23 protein-coding genes are annotated in these 21,630 nt (G+C 55.8%); 10 read left to right on the top strand and 13 right to left on the bottom strand.

Going from position 1 to position 21,630, the window contains the following annotated elements; genetic code table 11:
* Positions 1-83: 83 nt before the first annotated feature.
* Both RBB77_RS22545 and RBB77_RS22540 read left to right on the top strand, forming a co-directional pair.
* A complete protein-coding gene (locus RBB77_RS22545) occupies positions 84-524 on the top strand; it encodes a hypothetical protein (protein WP_353063945.1) in 441 nt (146 codons plus the stop codon).
* A 70-nt stretch (positions 525-594) separates the two neighbouring features.
* The gene (locus RBB77_RS22540; RefSeq protein ID WP_353063944.1) at positions 595-1,179 is read left to right on the top strand and encodes a beta-class carbonic anhydrase; all 585 of its coding nucleotides are present in this window, start codon (positions 595-597) and stop codon (positions 1,177-1,179) included.
* Between the two features lie 172 nt (positions 1,180-1,351).
* Here the strand turns inward: RBB77_RS22540 and RBB77_RS22535 are convergent, their stop codons facing one another.
* Together RBB77_RS22535 and RBB77_RS22530 are read right to left on the bottom strand one after the other, a co-directional pair.
* Entirely contained in the window at positions 1,352-2,269 is a 918-nt protein-coding gene (locus tag RBB77_RS22535) for a hypothetical protein (protein ID WP_353063943.1), read from the bottom strand.
* A gap of 537 nt (positions 2,270-2,806) precedes the next feature.
* Entirely contained in the window at positions 2,807-3,271 is a 465-nt protein-coding gene (locus RBB77_RS22530; protein WP_353063942.1) for a hypothetical protein, read from the bottom strand.
* A gap of 189 nt (positions 3,272-3,460) precedes the next feature.
* Here RBB77_RS22530 and pyrH point away from each other — a divergent pair, with 189 nt between their 5' ends.
* Positions 3,461-4,165: a UMP kinase gene (pyrH, locus tag RBB77_RS22525; RefSeq protein ID WP_353063941.1), complete on the top strand. Its 705-nt coding sequence runs from the start codon at positions 3,461-3,463 to the stop codon at positions 4,163-4,165.
* Positions 4,166-4,356: 191 nt separating this feature from the next.
* Entirely contained in the window at positions 4,357-5,538 is a 1,182-nt protein-coding gene (locus RBB77_RS22520) for an acyltransferase family protein (protein WP_353063940.1), read from the top strand.
* Between the two features lie 136 nt (positions 5,539-5,674).
* Here RBB77_RS22520 and RBB77_RS22515 read toward each other — a convergent pair whose 3' ends face one another.
* From RBB77_RS22515 to acpS, 4 genes are all read right to left on the bottom strand, one after another.
* Positions 5,675-7,030, bottom strand: coding sequence for a lactonase family protein (locus tag RBB77_RS22515; protein ID WP_353063939.1), 1,356 nt, complete (start codon positions 7,028-7,030; stop codon positions 5,675-5,677).
* Between the two features lie 105 nt (positions 7,031-7,135).
* Positions 7,136-8,374 carry a beta-propeller fold lactonase family protein gene (locus RBB77_RS22510; RefSeq protein WP_353063938.1) on the bottom strand — a complete coding sequence of 413 codons (1,239 nt, stop codon included), beginning with the start codon at positions 8,372-8,374 and terminating at the stop codon, positions 7,136-7,138.
* A 390-nt stretch (positions 8,375-8,764) separates the two neighbouring features.
* Positions 8,765-9,850, bottom strand: a complete 1,086-nt coding sequence (locus RBB77_RS22505; protein WP_353063937.1) for an MlaD family protein — start codon at positions 9,848-9,850, stop codon at positions 8,765-8,767.
* Positions 9,851-10,071: 221 nt separating this feature from the next.
* Positions 10,072-10,452, bottom strand: coding sequence for a holo-ACP synthase (gene acpS, locus RBB77_RS22500; RefSeq protein ID WP_353063936.1), 381 nt, complete (start codon positions 10,450-10,452; stop codon positions 10,072-10,074).
* Between the two features lie 230 nt (positions 10,453-10,682).
* On the opposite strand from acpS, the gene RBB77_RS22495 reads away from it, so the two are divergent.
* Positions 10,683-11,048, top strand: a complete 366-nt coding sequence (locus RBB77_RS22495; RefSeq protein ID WP_353063935.1) for a hypothetical protein — start codon at positions 10,683-10,685, stop codon at positions 11,046-11,048.
* Between the two features lie 17 nt (positions 11,049-11,065).
* Here the strand turns inward: RBB77_RS22495 and RBB77_RS22490 are convergent, their stop codons facing one another.
* The 5 genes from RBB77_RS22490 to RBB77_RS22470 form a co-directional block, all read right to left on the bottom strand.
* Complete coding sequence (locus RBB77_RS22490) at positions 11,066-12,346, bottom strand: transporter (protein WP_353063934.1); 1,281 nt, start codon at positions 12,344-12,346, stop codon at positions 11,066-11,068.
* Positions 12,347-12,361: 15 nt separating this feature from the next.
* A complete protein-coding gene (locus RBB77_RS22485; RefSeq protein WP_353063933.1) occupies positions 12,362-13,042 on the bottom strand; it encodes a C39 family peptidase in 681 nt (226 codons plus the stop codon).
* A complete protein-coding gene (locus tag RBB77_RS22480) occupies positions 13,042-13,452 on the bottom strand; it encodes a hypothetical protein (RefSeq protein WP_353063932.1) in 411 nt (136 codons plus the stop codon). The genes RBB77_RS22485 and RBB77_RS22480 overlap by 1 nt, the downstream gene beginning before the upstream one ends.
* 76 nt (positions 13,453-13,528) lie before the next feature.
* Positions 13,529-14,797, bottom strand: coding sequence for a hypothetical protein (locus tag RBB77_RS22475; RefSeq protein ID WP_353063931.1), 1,269 nt, complete (start codon positions 14,795-14,797; stop codon positions 13,529-13,531).
* Positions 14,798-15,362: 565 nt separating this feature from the next.
* On the bottom strand, positions 15,363-15,926 hold the full coding sequence (locus RBB77_RS22470) for a hypothetical protein (RefSeq protein ID WP_353063930.1): 564 nt from the start codon (positions 15,924-15,926) through the stop codon (positions 15,363-15,365).
* Between the two features lie 66 nt (positions 15,927-15,992).
* On the opposite strand from RBB77_RS22470, the gene RBB77_RS22465 reads away from it, so the two are divergent.
* The 5 genes from RBB77_RS22465 to RBB77_RS22445 all read left to right on the top strand — a co-directional run bounded on the left by RBB77_RS22465 (position 15,993) and on the right by RBB77_RS22445 (position 20,004).
* Positions 15,993-16,781: an ABC transporter ATP-binding protein gene (locus tag RBB77_RS22465; protein ID WP_353063929.1), complete on the top strand. Its 789-nt coding sequence runs from the start codon at positions 15,993-15,995 to the stop codon at positions 16,779-16,781.
* Positions 16,782-16,997: 216 nt separating this feature from the next.
* Entirely contained in the window at positions 16,998-17,849 is an 852-nt protein-coding gene (locus RBB77_RS22460; protein ID WP_353063928.1) for a JmjC domain-containing protein, read from the top strand.
* A 57-nt stretch (positions 17,850-17,906) separates the two neighbouring features.
* Complete coding sequence (locus RBB77_RS22455; RefSeq protein WP_353063927.1) at positions 17,907-18,635, top strand: dienelactone hydrolase family protein; 729 nt, start codon at positions 17,907-17,909, stop codon at positions 18,633-18,635.
* An 89-nt stretch (positions 18,636-18,724) separates the two neighbouring features.
* Positions 18,725-19,609: a magnesium transporter CorA family protein gene (locus tag RBB77_RS22450; RefSeq protein ID WP_353063926.1), complete on the top strand. Its 885-nt coding sequence runs from the start codon at positions 18,725-18,727 to the stop codon at positions 19,607-19,609.
* A 134-nt stretch (positions 19,610-19,743) separates the two neighbouring features.
* The gene (locus tag RBB77_RS22445; protein WP_183977236.1) at positions 19,744-20,004 is read left to right on the top strand and encodes a hypothetical protein; all 261 of its coding nucleotides are present in this window, start codon (positions 19,744-19,746) and stop codon (positions 20,002-20,004) included.
* Between the two features lie 59 nt (positions 20,005-20,063).
* Here RBB77_RS22445 and RBB77_RS22440 read toward each other — a convergent pair whose 3' ends face one another.
* Both RBB77_RS22440 and RBB77_RS22435 read right to left on the bottom strand, forming a co-directional pair.
* Positions 20,064-20,978: a bestrophin family protein gene (locus tag RBB77_RS22440; protein WP_353063925.1), complete on the bottom strand. Its 915-nt coding sequence runs from the start codon at positions 20,976-20,978 to the stop codon at positions 20,064-20,066.
* On the bottom strand, positions 20,975-21,625 hold the full coding sequence (locus tag RBB77_RS22435; RefSeq protein WP_353063924.1) for a carbonic anhydrase: 651 nt from the start codon (positions 21,623-21,625) through the stop codon (positions 20,975-20,977). Before RBB77_RS22435 ends, RBB77_RS22440 begins: the two co-directional genes overlap by 4 nt.
* Between the last annotated feature and the right edge of the window lie 5 nt (positions 21,626-21,630).

Below are 21,630 nucleotides of genomic sequence, written 5' to 3'. Positions count from 1 at the left end.
GCGCTCATATTCCGCTTTGACCTTCGGTCAGGCATTCGCTTCGCGCCGACAGCTAACGACGAACAATCAAGGAGACAACCGCGATGCTCAGACTTATTAGCCTTTCTCTCGCCGTCCTCACCCTCATCGCACCCATCACAATCAAGGCTCAAGCCGCAGCGCCCACCCCCGCAAAGCCCTATCTGGTCGAGTGGGTCTACCGGGTCCAGTACGGCCACCACGACCAGTGGTGGTCTCTCTTCCGCAAGTATCAGATCGCCGCCCTCGACCGCGAGCAGCAGCTTGGTTACGTTACTAGCTACACCGTCTACGGCCCCGGTCTGCACACTTCAGAGGATAGTCGCTGGGACTATCGCATCGTCATCAGCTACAAAGATCAACCCTCCTCCACTCACGAAGGCGAAGTCCTCCACCAACTCTTCCCCGACCAGAACACTCTCCACAAAGAGGAGGACCGACGATGGGAGCTTACCTCCAACCACTACGATCTGCCTATCCACGTCGTCGATCCCCACGCCGAGTAATTCGCTCCATCAAACCACCACGAACTCACCACAACACACCATCAAAAAAACACGCCCAGGAGACCCCATCATGAGCAAAATTCTCACCGAAGTACTCTCCGCCAACGAATCCTACGCCTCGAGCTTCGGTGCCAAAGCCAACCTAGCCCTCCCGCCTGCCCGCGGCTTTGCCATCCTCACCTGTATGGACGCCCGCCTCGACCCCGCCAAATACGCAGGCCTCGCCGAAGGAGACGCCCACGTCATCCGCAACGCCGGCGGCCGCGCCTCCGACGACGCCATCCGTTCCCTGGTCATCAGCTACAAACTTCTGGGCACGAAAGAGTTCTTCGTCATCCACCACACCGACTGCGGCATGCAGTTCTTCACCAACGATGTCATCCGCGGCCTCCTCGCCAACAGCCTCGAAACCGCAGCCCTCACTCCCGAAGGCTTCAAAGACGTGGGCAAAGGCCCAGGCTCCACCGCAGCAGAGTTCATCGAATTCCTCACCATCAAAGATCAGGCCGAATCAGTGCTCGCCGACGTAACCCGCATCCGCACCAGCCCGCTCGTCCCGAAATCTATCCCCGTCTATGGCTATATCTACGACGTAAAATCCGGCAAGCTCATCGAAGTCCCACCCGCCACAGCCGCAGGCCGTGCAGCAGCCTAATCGCCCTGCGCGGGCAGCGGTCACTTCGTGACATGTACACCCGGCTTCGCCCAGCGCCTCCCGATGGTCGGCAAAAATATCTCCTCGCGACCAAAGGGAGCGCCACCCAAAGGGGTATACCCGTCACGAAGTGACCGCATCGCGCGCAGCGGAAATCTTTAACGCGAAGAATTTAACGCGAAGAGACCGAGTACTGTACCAGCACTCCATTCACAAAATCCGCTTGAACCCTCTCATCCGCGCTCTTATACGTGCACGTGGTCATCGACATGCCATTCTCCGTTCGGTCGTGCGCCTCTACGGCAGGCCCGAACATAGCCTCCACCTGCTCTCTGGTCATGCCCTTCTTCAATCCCGACACCTGATCCGCACCCTGGCCCGCAGGACCACCGGCATTCGGATACCCACCACCCGCCGCACCTGCAGCATTACCAGTAAACGAAACATACTGCGCCAACGCATCCTGAATCACCTGAGGCGTTAGCGAATCCCCCATCTTCTTCGTATCCATGCGGATGTTGAACCGAGATCCACCCTGCTGCCGCTTCATGCCAACTTGGTCCGTCCTCCTCGCCGCATCGTCCTCCGCTCTCGCGTGGTTATATGAGTCGCGTCTCTCTCGATCCCTCCTCACACTATCCAGCTCTCGCTGCAACGATCTCCGCCTGTCCGGATCGGTCTCGTTACTCAGCTGATTCTCCAGCTCCTTCTCCCGATCGCTCTTATCTGCCGGAGTAAAGTGCACGGAAGTATCTGTGTTATCGCCCGCCGTCCCGTAGCCTCCACCGCCAATCTGAAACTCAACGTTATCTTTATTCACCTTCACCTTCGTGACCATAGTCGTATCGCCCTTCTGCAACGACACGCCAAACTGCTTCATCCGGTCCCCATAACTCTTCGCATCCAGCGGCTGCGGCCGGTTCGGATAAATATCCACGCCCTTCTGAGTTGCCGGCATATCGATCTTCACTGTCACCTGCTTCCCTTCAAAGTACGGCGCAAGGGCGTCCGGGTTCTGCGCACGCGCACTCAACGCGCACACGAACACAGCCCAACCCAAAAGCAAAATGAACGGCAGGGATCGGCGCATAAAATCTCCTCCAAAATCAAATGTCGCAAGAAAGAGGGCCCAGAGACAGTACGGCTGAAGATCGAATTATCATAGCCCGTCCGTTCCAATCCTTCGTGCATTTAACGCGACGGCTCCCCCAGATCTCGAACCGCCTCAGAGGATGCGACAAATTCTGTCAAGCCCTGAACGATCGAATCTCCGCGCCAATCCAGCAAAATCGCGTGGCGTATGAGTTATGTCGAATCGGTTAAAATAGATTCAGAGTCAGAAGGGCCTCGAGAGCGATCCTCGAGGCCTTTTCTATTTCGCGCACAAATTATTGAAAACAAGTATTTTGCACGTAACCCATTTAGAATGAATATTTTGCAGACACCATACCGCTGTAACCCGAACAAAGCAAAAGACATCCTCACAAAATACCCTCTAAGGGGAGGGGGAGGGGTATCTCCATTGCAAGCTGACAAGAAAGATCGACAGACATCGATCCGGCGCGCTTCACGGCAAACAAAAGAGGGGAGCCATTACGCTCCCCTCTCTTGTTTGAGTAAACAGCAACTACTCCCAGTGAGCCGTACGCTCCGCGTTGTCGACAATCGAGTGCGCGGTGTCGATATGCGAGATCGCGCGATCCCGCAGCCCATGTGCCTGCGGAACATCCTCTGCGTGATCCAGATCGCGGTGGGCCGCGAAGAGCAGTTCATTAGCCTTCCGAAACCGATCATGAGGACTCAAACCTGTATCGATGTGGAAGGGATCGTTCAGACCTTTGCCATCATCGATCGAGGCTCGCTTGATCTCATCGATCGCCGCGTCGATATGCTTAATCGCCTCATTATCGTCATGCTTCACTGGACCCCACGCCCATCCATCGTTCAGATAATGGCGTGCCGCGCGCAGATCACTGAGAGCATGCAAATAAGCCGGGTGTGGTCCAGGAACCTCTCCTGCCTGCATCGTCATCGGGGCCGCTGCCGCCGCAATACCAGCGGTCAAAATCATCAAACGTACTTTGTTAAACATCTACCATTCTCCTTGGGCTGCGTCGTATCGTGCCCGCACCCTTCAATACCCACCTTACCCCGCAAAGTTGTGCACAATATTTACAAGTGCCTCCAAAGTTGTAAACAAATTCTGAATCGAGCCGTCTATGACCACGAATTTAATCGCCCAATAATCTCGACCCTGCACCATGCGATACTTAGTTCTGACATGTACAAAAGAGTCCTTCTCAAGATCTCAGGCGAAGCTCTGGCCGCAGGTAAAGGTTTTGGCATTGACGCCGTCTTCATCCACAAAATCGCCGCCGAAATCGCCGCAGTTCACGCCCTTGGCTGCGAGATCGGCATCGTCGTTGGTGGAGGCAACTTCTTCCGTGGCGTCGCCCAGCAGGCCATCGACATGGACCGTGTCGCCGCCGACCACATGGGCATGCTCTCCACCGTCATCAACGCCATCGCCCTCCAGGACGCCATCGAGAAGCTAGGCCTCTTCTGCCGCGTTATGTCCGCCATCGAGATGCACGAGGTCGCCGAGCCCTACATCCGGCGCCGCGCCATGCGCCACCTCGAGAAGAACCGCATCGTCATCTTTGCAGCCGGCACCGGCAACCCGTTCTTCTCCACCGATACCGCCGCCAGCCTCCGCGCTATGGAGATCAAAGCCGACATCCTCCTCAAGGCCACCTCCGTCGACGGCATCTACACCGCCGACCCGAAGGTCGACGACAAAGCCACAAAATTCGATCAGATCACGTACAGCGAGATGCTTCGCCTGAACCTCCGTGTCATGGACACCACTGCAGTATCCCTCTGCCGTGACAACAACATGCCCATGATGGTCTTCAGCATGCGCGAACCCGGCAACATCGTACGCGTCGTCAGCGGCGAGAAGATCGGCTCTCTAGTTACAGCCTGAGTCGGATGACCTCCCTCAAGCAAAGTTCCTCCAACTCCTCAATCGCAGCAGGATCTGCTTTGCCGTTGCCGCCTCCTGTTCGCCTGACGTCGAATTTGTCATCTAAATCGCCCGTGCCCACGTCAAATCCTAGTAAGCGGCGTTAGATAAAGTTGAACCCCAGCGGCATCCTACTCAAGCAGGATCAACGTGTGAACCCAATCCTTCTGGAACCAGAGATCGAGCAACCGCAGAGTACTGCCCCCCCACATGCGACCGTCACCGCTCGCAAACCACCTTTGCCGGCTCTCACAGGCATCCGCACCCTACTCGCCATCTTCATCATTCTCTTTCACTTCACGCCGCCGCACCTCGGTCTCCTCTACCCGATCATCAACAACGGCTACGTCTTCGTCGGCGTCTTCTTCCTCATCTCTGGCTACGTGCTCACCTACAACTACGCCGATCGCGCGAAGACTCTGGTCAAGCGCGAGTTCTGGCTGGCCCGCTTCTCCCGCCTCTACCCCGTCTATCTGCTCGTTCTCCTCATCTCCTTCCGCATGGTGCAGGACGAGTGGCACGCCCGCTCCCACTACGAGTTCTGGCAGGGAATGATCCTCACTCCTCTCGTCCTCCAGGGCTGGAGCCCCTCCGTCGCCACCTTCTGGAACACCGTTGCCTGGACCCTTTCGAGCGAAGTAGTGCTCTACGCAGCCTTCCCCTGGCTCATTCGCCTTCCGTGGCCCAAGAAGCCGGCGCGATTGATCCTTCTCCTTCTAGCGCTCTGGATCATTGGCTTGATCCCCCACTCGCTCTACCTCTTGCTCAACCCCGATCACATCGTTGGCCCAGTTGACCGTTACAGTTCCACCCAACTCATCCGATTCCTCAAGTACACCCCACTCCCCTACGTCTGCACCTTCCTCATTGGCGTCACGCTCGGCAAACTCCAACACGCCCTGACTATCACCCCACGTCGACGCCTGGCACTATCCTTCATCAGCCTGGCGCTCGTCGGAATCTTCTTCTACACCCTCGTTCTTCGCACGCCGTACCTCCTGATGCACGGCGGTCTCATGACCCCGATCTTCGCCGCACTGATGCTCGGCCTCAGTGGTCCTCATGCGATCTCGGCCGTCTTCTCATGGCGTCCACTTTTGCTGATAGGCGAAAGCAGTTATTGCCTCTACCTCCTTCACTTCAATGTCTTCCAATTGATTCACACCTATCATGTTCCGGAGCGTCTGCATCTGCTCGCTTTTGACCCATGGCTCTCTTACGGAATTCTCATCCTGCTTGCTCTGGTTACCTTCCACTTTGTCGAAGTTCCCGCTCGCCGGGCGATCCTTAGCCGATTCTCACGCAAAGACCGCACCCTTTTGTCTTCTTCCTAAGCAAGATTTCCGCGACAGGGATTGACACAGATTCCTTCAGCATTGCCGGTTGTTCGGTCCACGAATAGGTTCATTCCGAGAATTGCGCAGCAAAAAGCCCCGCGTTCGCGGGGCTTTCGCGTAGAACAAACTAGCACTACTCAACGATGATCTGTGTCGGATGAGAACCATTCGCTACAGCCACCGCACAGGTAGGCAGTGCGCCCGAAGGGAACGGCGTATTCTGCACCTGCTTCAATGTTCCATTCTGAGGAGCCAGTTGCATCGCCGAGACGTCGCCCTCCAGGTTATTCGATGTATAGAGATAAATGCCCAAAGCCGGTTCGATCGTCACACACGTGGGACCTGTCCCAGTAGCCGTCGAAGCAGATCCAATTGCCCCAGTCGGATTCCCTGAGTTTTGGTCGATCGTATACGCGCCAACTGTGCCCGACGAGAAGTTCGCAACATACAGGAACTTGCCCCGCGGATCGACCGTTACTCCGACTGGGAATATGCCTGTCGGAAACTGGTTGTTTACCATCGGCGTCAACGAGCCATCCGCATTGGTTGTATTTCCAAACAGCACGTTTTGAGCCTGATCCGTGACATACACGAACCGGGATGAGGGATCTTCGGCAATGGCACTCGGCGTGGTCCCCGCACCAAAACCAGTCGCCACTGTCTTGCCCGTAGCATCGGTCGTGATCGTTGTGCCGTTCGTAGGAGTCAACACACCAGTCGACATGTTCTGGGAGAACCCGAGCAACGCAGCCTTCGGTGTCGTCGGAGTCTCTTGATCGATAACGTACACGAATACGGTCTGGAGGCCCGAGCCTGAACCGTCCGTCAACGTGCAAGTTGGATTGCCCGCATTGTAAGAAGCCGATGGCTCACAACGAGGACGGCTGACCACAATCCCAAACGGAGTATTGCCGACCGGAACGTAATTCCGAGAGGTCGTCGTCCCAATCGTCGTATTTGCAACGGCCGTTCCCAGCGAACCGTCCTTATTGATCGGGAAGATCGTCACCCCACCGGGCCCAGGCGACGCGGTCGAGTAAAGCTGCTGTCCTTGTGGACCTAACTGATACTGGAATGTGACGTAAAGAAATGCTCCCGCCGCATCCATTCCAATCGAGGTAGCGTTGCTGCCCGTCACGTTGTAGGTGTTCTGCAGGTAAATCTTTCCATCGGTCCCAATCGCATACTCACCGATCGTCGAGTCGTCGTGATTGACGACATAGAGATTCAACCCATTCGGCGAAGCCACAAGGGTCACGGGATTTCTGCCGGCCGGTATCGGTGAATCCGCCAGTGGTGTCAACGAGCCGATCTGGAAGTCCACAGCGTACGCATTGATCCCACCGTTCGGAGAAGAGCTCGTCAACGGTTTTGCAGTCGTCACGTATACATACGCCAGCGTGTAATCACGGCTGCATGCCGTAACGCTCACTAACGCAAAAGACAAAATCGAGGCCACTGTCCCGCGGCCCATCTTATTCCACTTCATGCTTACCTAACTCCGGGGCAAATCGTTTCCGCCCGTTCCTGCTGTCCCGATACTCAGGGTTCATGTCGACACCCTGCCCTGGTTCTCCAGCTGCCGTCCTGCCAGCTAGTCTACGTTTCCGCTTACTGCGAGGCACGTCGCTTGTCCGGTCGCCGTGAAGGTAGATCCTCGACGTAGGTCCGAGAGCGTGCCTGTCGTAGAGATCTGCTTGCCAGTCACCGTTCCATCTCCATTTGACGTATAGACGTACTGAAATGACGGGTCCTCCACCATGCAAACTGGCCCAGCGCCCACGGTGTACGGATTGTTTCCGGGATCGTTCAGCTCCTGCAGCTGCCCGGTCGTCTGAATAGTGAATGCTGAAATCGAGCTGTTTGGATTCGTAGTATTGGTCGTCGACTGATTCGCAACATAGACAAACCGATTCTTGCTATCAACCAGCGAGTAAACCGGATTCGCCGCCGGAGAGATATTCCCAACCGCTCCGCCCGTGATCGTGTTCAACGAACACGAGGTGGCGCCGACCGTAAAGGGAAGAACTTGTCCAGGGCTGTTCGCGTTCGGGGCGCCTGCATCGGTGATATAGATGTTGCTTCCGCCTGTAATAATCGACGTCGGCCGAACCGCTCCCGAGTTGAACTTCTGCGTTGTCGTCAGCGTCAACTGTCCCGCTGTGCCTGCAGCGTAGGGTGAGACCGTCTGGTCGGCTGCGTTCAGCGTAAGCACGCACGAGCCAGCTACAGCCAACATCGTCGGCGTCTCCCCAACTGGGAAGTATGTAATCTGCAGACCCGTCACCGGATCTTTGATCTGCTGGTTCAACACCAGAGTCAGCCGACCTGTATTTGGATCGATCGAGAATACAGTTATGTCCCCATTCGGAGGAGCCGGTGGATTGGGGTTGGCCGGAGTCGCGGTCGGTGGTGGAGCCTGCTGGTCCAAAACATACAGGAAGTTCCCCGTCGTATCGTGAGCCGCCCACACAGGGTTGGTCCCCTGGCTCTGGAAGCATTGCTGGAAGGTCAGCACACCCTGTCCGCCAACGCTGAACTCGCTGATGCTGCCAGCGGTACCGCATGGCAAACCGGCGGCTGGTCCGTTCCCGCCGCCCCTGTTGACCACATAAATGAAGCGGCCGCCTGGCTTCACCACGATCGACACCGGGTTCGCCCCGCCAGAGGTGAACGGCGAGTGAGGAATCGCTGTCAGGTTTCCCGTGAAGTCATCGATCTTGAAGCCTGCGATCTGGTTGTACTGCGTTCCAAGAACCCACATGAACCCAATCGTGCCACCACCGCACGCCGTCATGCCCAGACCCATCGCTACGGACACTACCAAGGCCATTGATACACGGCCAATCCTGCTCAACTTCATGCGCTTCCTTAATCCTCGCCAATGAACGTCTTCCGTCCACCTTTTGCCGCGAGCAACTCTGTAGGGTACGATTCCTTCGCTTATTGTAGAAGCTGTCGCGACTTTGTGCCACTTATGGCGCTCATTCTGACTGATCTATCCTTCTTGCGGCCAGTCACCACGCCATGGTTACCGTCTCAGCCCCAGCCCGGTAGGAACCATACCCCTCAGAACTGGAGGAGAAGGTGTCCCGCACTTACGACCTCTCTTTCCCAAAAAGCTGATCCTGCGAAGACAAGACAGCGCATCGCGGGTTGGTGTCCCACCAAATAAAAGGGCTCAGGCCAAAGCCCGAACCCTTCAATCCGCGCAGCATATTCTCTAGAAGATCTTGAGATGAATCGTCAAATACTTCTTCGGATCGCTTCGAATCGTCTTCACCAGGTCAGTGCTCGCCTCGAGCAACTTATTCAGGTTCGTGTAAGCAGCGTCGTCGGTCACCAGCTTACCGAGAGTGCCACGACCATCATTGACGCCAGTCACCAACGTATTCACCTGAGCCAGGGTGTTGCTCAGATCCTGGCGAAACTTAGGATCCTTCAACATCAAACCCAGCCCCCCCTTGCCCGCGTCGGCGTCAGCCAGCAAGGAGTTTGCATGAGCCAAGCTTGAGTTCAGATTTGTGTAAAGGGTCTCGTCCTTGATGAGCTTACCTGCGGTCCCCTTGCCACTATTGATGCCATCGGCAATATTCTCCAGCTTGGCAACTGTCGCATTTAGGTTGTTGTAAAGCGTGTCGTCAGTCAACAACTTGCCGACCGACCCTTGCCCAGCATTCAAATTCTTCGTAAGCTTCTGCAGTTGATCGACAGTATTATTCACCTTGTTAATCAGATCAGGATTATTGATCAGCTGCCCAATGGTGCCCTTCCCAGACTGAATGTTGTCGACGATGACATTCGCCTTCGCCAGAATCACGTTTAGGCTCTCTATCGTCCCCTGGCTCGCCTTCACCACATCGGTCAAACTGGGCGTCTCCAGCGTCTTCAATACATCTCCGTCCTGCAATGGCGGCCCGACGGCGAACTGGCTGTTGATATCCACCACCGTATCGCCCAGCACTCCCACCGTCGACAGGGAAGCCTTCGAGTCTTTCTTCAGGTTGGTGGCGAACTTTTCGTTCATCTTCATCACAACCTTCACCGGAGTCAGCTTGTGCTCGGGCGCATTATCAATTGTTACCGCTTTCACCGTCCCGATCGTCACGCCCTCAAGGTTCACCGCTGCCCCTGTCTTCAGCCCGGCCGAGTTTGCGAAGAACGTCGTAACCGTCAGCTTATGCGAGAAAATTCCCAGCCCCGACGAGCTCGTCATCAGGAACAACAGCGTCACCAGCACTATCGTCGAAATCAGTACAATCACGCCCACCTTCAACTGCGACCACCGTACCTCCTGCTGGCTGGGCATAGCTCTCCTTAAAGATCGTTTTTACAAAAATCTACCGACACGGCGTTACACTGCCGCTCCCACCTCTAGCGCGATCAGGGTGTCAGTAACTAGGAGAATACATTACCCTCGCACCCCATTGATCGAGAAAACTCAAGAGGACCGCATCGCGTTAAAGTGCTCGATTCCGAATGGATGCGCGAATCGCTGGATTGGTTTCAACTTCCACAACCTATTGCGTTTCAATCCTCCACTACCACGACCGCCATCGCCAACTCTCGGCTATGGGTCAGGCTTAGCTGCATCCTGCGCACTCCCATTGCCCCCGCCAGCTCTGCCGCACGTCCACTCAAATGCAGGGTTGGTCGGCCATTCGCCTCGCGTCGAACTTCAAGTTCTTTCCACGTAACTCCCCGGCTGATCCCCGTCCCCAGTGCCTTTGCTCCGGCTTCTTTTGCAGCGAACCGAGCCGCAAAGCTCTCAGCCGCATTCTTCTTCTTGCGCATGCAGTAAGCGATCTCTCCCGTGGTGAAGACCCGCTCCAAAAAACGTTCTCCGAACCGGTCGATACTCACTTCGATCCGTTTCGTCTCCATCAGATCCGTTCCCACTCCAAGCACCATAAAGACCTCGCTCCACTATCCTCCTACACCTGCGGAGCCAACGGAATACAAACAGCAACGGAACATGAAGATTCACGAATCGCTAACCCAAGTCATCTCTTTTCAACATCATCAAATCCGAATATCCACATGACCACCGTACCCCGTCTGAGGCTCACGCTTCCCCCCTCCCCTTCCGATGAACACGCTATCGGCAAACACACTTCGATCGGCAGAGGCTCAAACATCCCATGCAATCGCTTGATATTCAGGGCTTCAGCTACGAAGAGCGCCAAGGTATCCTGCCCTCGCTCACCTCAGCCTTTGCAGACTGCGGAGGCTGGATCCTCAACCGCAAAACACTCTCTCCCACCACCATGGAGTTCCGCGTCGAGATTCAACTCCGCGCCGTCATCGACCTCTACGCATCCATCATCGCCTCGGGCCTCGAGCTCACCCGTGCCGGACACCTCGGCTTTACCCACCTCTGCACCTGCAGAAAGAACCTCACCACCCCGGCTGACCTTGGCCAGATCGTGACCATACGTCTTGAGATCAGCTTCCTCGAGGACGCCACCCTTCAGTCTCTCTTCCTCTCTGCCGGAGATCGCGCATGACCTTCCCCGCATCAGGCCTAATGCACGTCTAGCTTCCTTGGTTTCTGCCCCCACAGCCCCAATCGAAATGGCACACCCACAGAAAACTGCAGATTCGGCGTGTCCGGTGTCAGACCCACACCAAAGCTCAGATCAATCGTGCGGCCCGGAGCATACACATAGCTCGTTCCCAGTCGCAGCGAACCCTCCACTAAGTACGACGCCGGAATATCTACTCCGTTCAGCGAGGTACTACGCGTAAATCGCTGATCCCATCCCACAGTCATCGACACCTCTGGATTTAGCGCCAGAATAGAGCCAAGCTGGAAACCAATCGCATCGCCCGGATTGAAGTGCCCTACCATAGTCGCAGCAGGATTGGTTGGATCGTTTGCTGAAACCGTATGATCCCCTTTCAGATTAGCCGTATACGAAAGATTGCCAAAGAACACCACAGGATCGCTGGACTTCGCCACCGTCAGATTTCCCGTTATCGAATTGAACCCAGTCCCAAGCGCCACCTGGCTGCTCTCCAGGTTGTACGGATCTTTTCCCGTCGTCGATTTGAAGCGCACATTCGCGAGCATGTCAGGAATCTTTCCATGTTCGCTCGTCAGCTGCCTCGAGAGTCCCGCAGATATATCGCCCAACCCAAAACTGCTGGATGACGTTTGGATATTGTTTGCATCCACTGTCCGAATGAGCTCATATCCGTAGGGAACAGTGAAATCAAGTTGGAATTTATGTGGCAGCCCCAGTCTCGCCGTCATATTTGGCAACAGGTAGTCTTCCCGCACACGCTCTGAAGCGATGTCGCCCACCACCAGCACCGGCAGCAATGCAAACCCATTGACCGTCACATGGTCCGACGAGGCGCTGAAATAAGAGGTCGTATTATCGATCTCCAGCGTCCCGGAAGGTAGCAGCAATCCCCCACGCACAATCAGAGCCTGGTCAAGTGCCTCCGTCGCCTGCCGCTCCGTGTTGTCGTAGGTTGAGGTCGCAACTACCGAATTGATCACGCGACTGCTTGAAGCAGCCGGCAATGTAGGACGCTCATCCGCTCTGGCCGGAGTGGTATATCCACCATTGACGCGCCACTCCAACTCATTCATTCGCTCCAACAGATTGCGGATGATGGCATCGCGCTCTCGCAGCGCCTCCTGGAGCTTCAATTCAGTTGGATCTTTCCCCGGGGTCGTGGCCTTGGCGACCTCCTGTGGCTGCGATTGTCCTTTAGTGGGTGTTGTCTGGGCCAGCAGCGGTCCCGCGCCAACCGCCACCAACACAATGCCTGGTAAAAATCTTCGCAGCAACATTGACGCACCTTTCCCTCAGTACAAATAGTTGCTCGGAGCCGTAACCCCGATCTTGCGCGAGATCAGCGATTCATCCGGCACGAGTCCAGCTGCCGCCGGTAGATTTCGTTCCCCAATCATTCTGTCGTCCGGTGGATGAACAACGAACACAATGCCGTTCTTCCACAACGCCTGAAACCGGTCCACCCGCATCGTCATATTGCCGAAGCCTGGATCGCCCAAAATCACATGCCCGGCGTAGATCCCCTTCACCACCACAAAGTGGTCGAAGCCTTTCACTCTGATCGGCGTTATCACCGAAGTCTTTTCCAGTGCCAGATCCTCGATCGACATGCCGCTGAAAGCCTCAGCGTGGTATCCGCGAGCCTCGGAAAAGTGCTTCAAGTCCAGCAGAGAAAATCCGCCGCGTGCACGCACTCGACCGGCGTCCACGCGATGCAGAAGCCAAACCACGATCGAAGTCTCGGGCGTGTTGTCTTTGAAGTCGTATGTGAGCAGCGTGCTCAATGCCGCGGCGCCGCAACTCACATCCCAACGCTGCTTCACCACGCCCTCGTCACGAATCTCTTTCAGGCTTCGAATGTTCTTGCTTCCCTGCACCCCCGTCGCACTGCCAATATTCTGGCCGCGTGCGGGGGCGGGGAAGAGAACAAGACTTACCAGTCCGGCAGCAAGTATTGATCGAAGACAATTCATTAGTGTTTCCCGTTCAGGTTGGACTGCACAATAGACCCGACCGTCGAGTTCATATTGACGTTCAGGTTCAGCAGCACATTGATATTGGAGTTCACCGCGTTGATGTTCACCAGCGAACTCAGATTCTGTTGCGCGCTGCCATTCAACGTCAGCGTGCCCATGTTGGTCGTTGAGGTCAGCGGCCCGGTCAACACCTGCAATGTACCCGCACCTGTCACCAGGCCGTTCGCAGTTGCTGCCGATCCTTGAAACTGCAAGACTCCATTCGACAAAGTCGCTGAAACGCCCGCTGCCGTGACTCGATCCATGGCAGCGTCGTTCAGCGGTTGGCCCGCATGCTTGGTTGAGCTTTGGGCCAGTCCTGCAGTAGATAGCAGCGCAAGACTCGCAATCACTAAGAGACGACGCATACATCCTCCTTGAAGCCGAGTGAAAGCACAGGCAGGAGCTCCACCGCTAGTGCGGAGCCCCGTCCTGTCGTCGTTCTTAGTGAGACTGCGTGATGCTGTTGACCTGGCTCAAAGTCGGAACCGGATTCACGCCTGTTGAGTGAGCAACGTTCACGCCATTCCCAACCATGCCGCCGGCTGCATTTACGATGTTGATCGCCTTCGCGTTCTGCTCTGCCGAACCGGCGAGAGATACGCTGTAGGTATTGGTGTCGCTAATGGTCGATCCGTCCACTGCGATGTTTGTCGCATCGGCATCATCGACTGCAACAGCACCTTGTATATCCTTCGTCACCATCTTGGTCTTCGCCAACGTGAAGGACTTCGTGTCCGACGCCGTCGACGCGAGGGTTGTTGCCAGGCTGGTAGAGAAGTCATTCGATACGCTCTTGTCATGAGTCAAAGACGACGTCTTATCAACGCTGTTGCTCTTGTTCGAAGACAGGTTTAAGGTAGCTCCCAACGCAGCGGTGTCGTTCGAGCCCGTCGTATTGGTGTTGGAGTTATCGTTGGTGCCGTTAGTGGCGGTTCCACCGTTAGAAGCATGCGTGGCGCTCGTCGCAGAGCCGGTGTTTGACGAGGTGCTTCCGCCGCTCGATGCGCTGTTGCTAGACGTCGAGTTACCCGTTGTCGAAGCGCTGCCGCCTGTCGCCGCCGTGGAGCTATTGGCGGTGGCATCGCTGGCAGACGTGCTGTTTGCGCTATCTGCAAGCGTCTCATTGGCGTTCAACGTCGCGGCCGCCGTTTTCACATTGCTGAAGGTGTCAGTGTAGCTCTTGCTCTTGGTCAGGTCATTCGTCTTGGCAAAGGTATCGGTCGTGCTGGCATTCAGCGAGGTGTTAAGGCTCGCCGAAAATGCATTGGACTTGCTCACATTCGTGCTCTTGTCAACTGTTAGCTGGCTGTTTTCTCCGCGACGGTAACTGCCCAGTGTCGCAGTCGCATTTTCAGATTGATCGATGGTGTTGGCCTGCGTGACATCGGATCCTTTGCTGGAGGTAGCACTGGTGTCGTAAACGTTGACGCCATTTGCTACCAGGCTGTCAGTCGAGCTCACGATGTTGATGCCACTGGCACCCATCAGCGAGGTTCCAGCGAGACTCACCGAGCCTGAGTTGTTTTCAGTGACGGTTGAGTTATTGGCCGCAATCGAAGAATTTTCTTCGCCGGCGGCGGTAACTTTATCCATCTGGCTGTCGCGGAGAGCCTGCTTCCCATGCTTATCATTTGTGGCTTTGTTCTGGCCGTAGGCGGAGCCGCCGACAAGAACCGATGCGGTAACGAGAGTGCAAATGAGTTTATTCACTTCTGCCTCCTTGGCATTGTTGGACGAGCGCATCCGTCTACGCAGCAGGCCGGCTGCATAGGGGACAATTTTTGACGCACCACACTGCAAACGCGCCGAGTTTGGGTCGACGCAGCTGGGCTATCACGGGATGTTGGGATTAAGGCTTCAACTCAAGCTGAAATGAAACCAGCGCAAAACGTAAAAAGCGAAGGACTGCATGCGATGAGACCGTCGTTCAAGCCAATCGCGTTCGTGAATGTTTTCGTGCGTGAAGCCCGTTATTACTAATGAATGTCATCTCTGTCTTGCGTTGATATAGTGCACGACAGATAGAGCCCGTTTCAGAAGTATTCGTCCGTCTTCCGACACTCCCATATATGCAATCCACCTGCCAACGTTTTTCCCCGCATTCCACAGGAGATTTCGCATTGCTTTTTCCCACCATGCACCAACTTGCAATTTTCAAGGGAAAAGTTCTCTCGCGGCACATACCACTGCAGTAATTCTTTACTTAGACCTGCGGTAACTTACACACGCCGTCCACTGCTGCAACGCCTCTATCTCGCAGTAACCAAAGCCTCCATCAGCGCCCAAGTTCCACGACCGTCTTCCGGTGCAGCAGACTATCAGAGTCACCAATCACCAATACGCCTGGCTGCTTCCACCCATGGGTCAAGACCAGCCTCAATCCCGTGGCATCGCCTGTCACCTTGAAGACCGGTTGACTCATCACAGAGTCTCCTCTGGCCACCTTTGCTGTCAGCCCCACCCCATTGACTCCAGTCGACTCCTCCCATTGCCGCCCCTGCGCATCCACCAGATAAGCCTGTATCAATCCATCCCTCTCTCCCGAATGTCCCCGATTTGTAACCCGAATTGTCACTCGCAAAAGCCGCCGCTCATCGTGAATCAAAAATCCTTTTACCTCCTCTATCCCGGTCACCGTAAAACACATATCGTCGAAACACTGCGGCTGCCCCACCGCCACCACCTTCTGTTTCTGCACCAGCGAAACTCCTATCAGCACCACGAGATACATCGCCCAGACTCCGGCCAGCCAGGCTATTCCACGACGCACTCGAAGCTGTTCACCCCGCAACCGCGACAACCCAACCCCAGCCAATCCCAGAGTCGTCCAGGCTGCCAATCCCCATAGCAAAAGCTCCGATGGCCTCACCGCCGACCCCGTTCGCGATAAACTTCATAGACATACATGTCTTCTCATTCTTCCACGTTGTCCCCCCAGCCCGACTCCTCCTCAAAAACGCTTCTACACTTGACGCCCGATGGCAACGCCCCAACACCCGTCATCCTCGCCCGCGATCTGGGCAAAACCTATCGCTCCGGCAAGCTCGAGGTGCCTGCTCTCCGCAAGGTCAACTTCGCCATCACCCCCGGCGAGTTCGTCGCCATCGTCGGCCCTTCAGGCTCTGGCAAATCCACCCTCTTCTACATCCTCGGCGGCCTCACTGGAGCTACGACTGGCTCGGTCCTCATCGACGGCATCAACTTCGCCACCCTCACCGACGCCGAGCGCACCCGCACCCGCCGCGCCAAAATTGGCTTCATCTTCCAACGTTTCAACCTCTTACCCACTCTCTCTGCGATGGGCAACATCGAGATCGCCCACGATATCGCCAACCTCGGCGCCACCACCAAACGAGAGCTCGACCGTCCCCTGCTCACACACCTCACCGAGATGCTCGGCATCCAGGGGCGCCTCGACCATCGTCCCAATGAGCTATCCGGCGGCGAGCAACAACGGGTAGCCATCGCTCGTGCTCTCATCAACCGCCCCGCCATCGTCCTTGCCGATGAGCCCACCGGCAACCTCGACACTAAAAACTCAGAAGCCGTGCTCAAGATGCTCCGCCAATCCAGCCGAGAGCTCAACCAGACCGTCCTCATGATTACCCACAACCCCGAGGCCGCCCAGATCGCCGATCGCATCCTCCACATGCGCGACGGCGAAATCACTCATATTGAGACTGTTACGCGCTAACATCCTTTTCGGACCGCCACTCCATACTTCCCGAGATTGTTACTAGTTCAAAAGTCAAAATAGTAACTCCCAGCCTGGTTACCTACTCGCAAACCCTCGAAAGTACTGCGCGAATCGCATAGGACGAATCACTTTAAAATTGAAGTAGATACTGCGCCCCTGTACCATTCGCTTGTCGAACCAGATTAGCGAGTTTGCGATCTGCCGGGGGGCCCTGTGACTTACACGTACTTCCAACCAGAAAAAGAATTTTCAGATTACTTCAGGCGAAAGCCCTTTCTCTTCTCCCACAACCTCGACTCCAACGATCTCTTCTCCACTCAATCCGTAGAAAAACTCGCCGAAATTTGGAGTCGTGACAACACCAAATCCGGTTTCTTTTATCTCGATAGGAAGTTCAGAGAGTGGGGAAGCGAGGATCACAAGGCGAGCCTCGTCGAGGCCTTTCGTCACTCCGACCTCAGCCGGATGAGGATGAAGCTCAGCTTCATTCACACCCAGCCCAGATACGACAAGGTCCTCGAGACCATGACCCGAGAGCTTTCAGAGCTCACGCATGTCGACCTCAGCAAAGAGTACCGCGCACCCATGGAGACTCTCTTCCTCACATCTCCAAATGAATTCACTCCCTATCACATCGACAGCGAAGACAGCTTCCTCCTGCAGATTCAAGGCACTAAAACCATCTACATCTTCGACGGAAGCGACAAAGAAATTCTCAAAGACCTCGATATCGAAAAGTATTGGGCGAAAAACGAGATTGCGTTCCGCGAAGAGATCAGGTCGCGCGCCGAGCGTTTTGAAATGGAGCCCGGAACCGGCGTTCACATCCCCATGCACTTCCCGCACATGGTCGAAAGCGGCCCCACTTCCTCGATGTCGCTCAGCATCGGTTACGAATCGATTGCATTTGACCGGGATCTCTTCCGCGTAAATCATCAGCTACGCAAACTCGGCATCAACCCCACGCCGCCGGGCAGAAGCAAGGTCATCGACAGCACAAAGATGGCAGTCTTCTCCGGAGCCAGAAGCATCACCAAGACGCTAAAGAACCTTCAACCCAAATAAACTGCTCTCTGCAGCCAGCTTGATGCGATTTCAACTCACGGGTGATATAAATCCCGCATGCAAACCGCCGGGCATGGCGCAGCGCTGAATCTTCTTCCTGTCATAGCGACACTGTTGCTTCTCGCGCAGCCCATCAGGTTGCTGGCACAGACCCGAGTTGCAGTCACGTCTGGCGTCATCCAAACGCAACAGCATACGATGCGATACGAGACCTTCGGCGACCCCTCGTCTCCCGCAACGATTATTGTTCTTCATGGAGCCAGCGGGCCATCCATCCCGTTCTATCAAGAGCAGGCAACATTTTTCGCCTCTCATGGCTACCTCGTACTGTTCCCACACTACTTCGACGCGACCACAGATCACAGTCCCAGCGACGCCAACTACCGCGCTTGGGTACAAGCCGTAACGGATCTTCTCATCGACCAGCGGTCTTCATCCGAAAACAATAAAAGACACTTCGGACTCATAGGCATGTCGATGGGGTCGTCCGTCGCACTCGCGGCCGGTTCCCAGGGGCTACCTGTTCAGGCCATCGCCGACTGGTACGGTGCTCTTCCAGATAGCTTTTTCTACAACTTCAAATCCATGGCTCCGCTCCTCATCCTGCATGGAGAACATGACCGAAACATCCCTGTAGCAAACGCGCACCAACTTCAGCGACTCTGCGAACTGAAAGATCTAACCTGCGACAGCCATCTCTATCCTGATCAGGATCACGGCTTCACTGGCGCCGCCCTTCAGGATGCTCAGCAGCGAACTTTGGCCTTCTTCGCAAAACATCTATAAACGAGTGTCCTTGAGCCGAACCCAACCGCAGTACGATGAACGCAAGCAGCCGGCCCACTGCCAAATCATGAAGCAAGACAAGGAACCTCATGCCCTGGTATCAACTCGAAGACGCCAACGATCCCAAGCTCGACGAACTCGCCAAACAATACAACCTTCATCCCCTCCATCTCGAAGACACTCGTACTCATGACGAAAGCGTCAAGGTTGACTCTGGCGCAGCCTACACCTTCGCTGTCTTCAAGCCCGTCCGCCTCATCCCTGACCCCGACAACCCTGGCGAACAGAAGCCTTCTTTTTCCCCCATTGACATCTTCGCTGGCAAAGACTTCCTCATCACCATCTCAGACCCCACATGCCCAACCACCGAGCAGGCTCTGGCCCGCGCCCGCCGCGACGGCGACGACCAGCACCCCGCCAAACTCGTCTCCCTCATCCTGGACACCATCGTCGATCTTTACTTTCCCGCTATCGACCACTTCGACGATCGCATCGACCAGCTCGAAGACAAAGTCTTCGACGATCCCTCCCCCGAAATCCTTCAATCCGTCTTCGCCATCAAGCGTGAACTCATTGACCTTCGCCGTGTCCTCGTCAACACCCGTGATGCCTCGCTCCATCTTCAGCGCGATCCCAATACCATCATCGATGCTGAAAATCAGCCCTACGTCCGCGACACCTACGATCACGTCGCGCGGCTGTTGGACTCGGTCGAAACCCAGCGCGATCTACTCAACAACACCCTTGACATCTACCTCTCGTCGGTCTCCAATCGCACCAACGAGGTCGTCAAGGTCCTTACCATCCTCGGCACCGTCGCTCTACCTGCAATCGCCATCTCCGGCATCTACGGGATGAACCTCAAAGGTCTACCCTTCGAAGAATCCCCTCACGGAGCCGAATGGATCATCGGCATCACCATCCTCGTTACCGCACTCCTTCTCTGGATCCTCCGCAAGCTGGACTGGCTCTAGGCAACCGTCTCGACCACATCAACGCAATCCAAACACCTGTTGACCCAGCCAAACTCCACAAAACTCCCACGGCTACCCACGCGAATCCGGCATCTCTCCTTACATGACGGCAACGCCGTTAAGGAGATTTGTTTATGACCGACTATCGCGTAAGTCAAGGAGATGTTCAGGAAGATCAGCTCACCGCAGCCATCGAAAAAGTGACCGCTCAGGTTCCCTCTAGCGTCTATCTTGCTCTGGCCTTGGGATCGATGGCGGTGTCTGTAGGATTCCAGGCCGCCAAGAAACCGCACACTTCCTTATTCGTTGGCCAATGGGCTGCGCCTTTCCTCATCCTCGGCATCTACAACAAGCTTGTGAAACTTCACGGCTCCGACGGCACCACCCACGCCTGATCCCTAACGCAAAAAGCCCCGGCGCGAAGCCGGGGCTCTCAACAAGACCTCAAACGCAACTACCACATCACTCCGTCAACAGGTACGACAGCCTGAGGCAACTCTTTCTCACCCAGTAACTGCCGCAGATTGGTCTCAATCGTCGTTGTAATCGAAGTCAACGGCACATCGAAGACCGTGTTCTCAAACGGATCTTCCAAATCACGGCCGATCTGGTTGAGAGCCAGAAAAATAAACCCAACGAGCGTCGAACCAAGCGGCGTAAGCCACCCCATGTTTGTAACCAGCGCAAGCGGAAGCAGCACACAGTAGATGTGTACAAACAGCTGCGGAAAGTATTCGTACTGCTTTGGCATCGGCGTGTTCTTGATCCGTTCTGCACCTCCCTGTGCATCCGCAAGATCATTCAGACTCTCGTCCATCGCCCGCCACTGCAACGCATCAATCCACTCCCGTGTCTGGCACTCAAGCAGCAGTTGACCCATCATCTCCTGTATCGCAAGAGGAACATTCTTCTCCGGCCGTAGCGCAGCAACCTCTCGTTCCTCCAACACCCGAGCTAACTCGATCCACGGCTCCAACTTCCTAAGATGTTGCCGCAGCGCATGGACGAATGCGATCTGAAGATACACCATTCTCCGCTGCATCTCCTTCAGCTCTGCGGCCTCTCCGCCCTTCAGCGACAACATCCCCGTCGTCACCTGTCTCGCCCAGCTCCGCGAGTTGTTCACGATCGAGCCCCACAGAATCCGAGCCTCCCACCACCGGGCATAGGCGGACTGATTTCGAAACGCAACAACGATTCCAATCGCAGAGCCGAACAGCGCCAACGGAATATGAGGCATCGCGATCCAATCCCAATGCATCAGCTTGTAAGCCACCACCACCGCAAGGTCATACAGCACTAGCAGCAGCAGCGGCTTGCCCACATACTTCAGCATCGGCACCAGCTGTCGCCCGCTCGGAACGATCATGCGCTCTCGCCCTTAATCGTCACAGGCACAAACACCCGGCCGCCATCCTCCGAGATCCTCACCTCGCCCTTACCAATGTCGTACACCCATCCGGAGATCGTTAGTTCCTCACGCGCCATCGCACCCGCGACCGACGGATGCGTCCGCAGATGCTGCATCTGCAGCAGTACATTCTCCTCCGTCAGCCGCCGAAGCCGCTCCTCCTTATTCTCGTCGGTCTCCGTCAGCGAGTTTGCCACGCTCAACGCAGCATGTGCATTCTTTAGCCAGCTCTTCACCGTCGGCAACTTCTCGAGAGACTCCGGGTTCAGCAGACCTTTCATCGCTCCGCAATCCGAGTGTCCGCATATCACGACATGCTGTACCTTCAGCGCCGAAACGGCATATTCAATCACCGCGCTCACGCCGCCCAGCATCTCGCCATACGCCGGCACCAGGTTCCCGACATTTCGTGTTACAAATACATCTCCCGGCCGCGATTGTGTAATCAATTCAGGATCAATTCGCGAGTCGGCGCACGTCACAATCAGCGCGTGCGGTGTCTGGGGTACGCTGGCCGCCTTCACATAGGCCTGCTCATGTTCCGGGTAGACCTCAGTCCGAAACCGCCGAACTCCTGCCTTCAGCTCTTCTAGTACAGCATCCATTAGCT

It is taken from the genome of Tunturibacter psychrotolerans (assembly GCF_040359615.1).
GTDB classification, from domain to species: domain Bacteria; phylum Acidobacteriota; class Terriglobia; order Terriglobales; family Acidobacteriaceae; genus Edaphobacter; species Edaphobacter psychrotolerans.
Note: the sequence above shows the minus strand (reverse complement) of the source record. Positions and strands in the feature narration are given on the sequence as shown.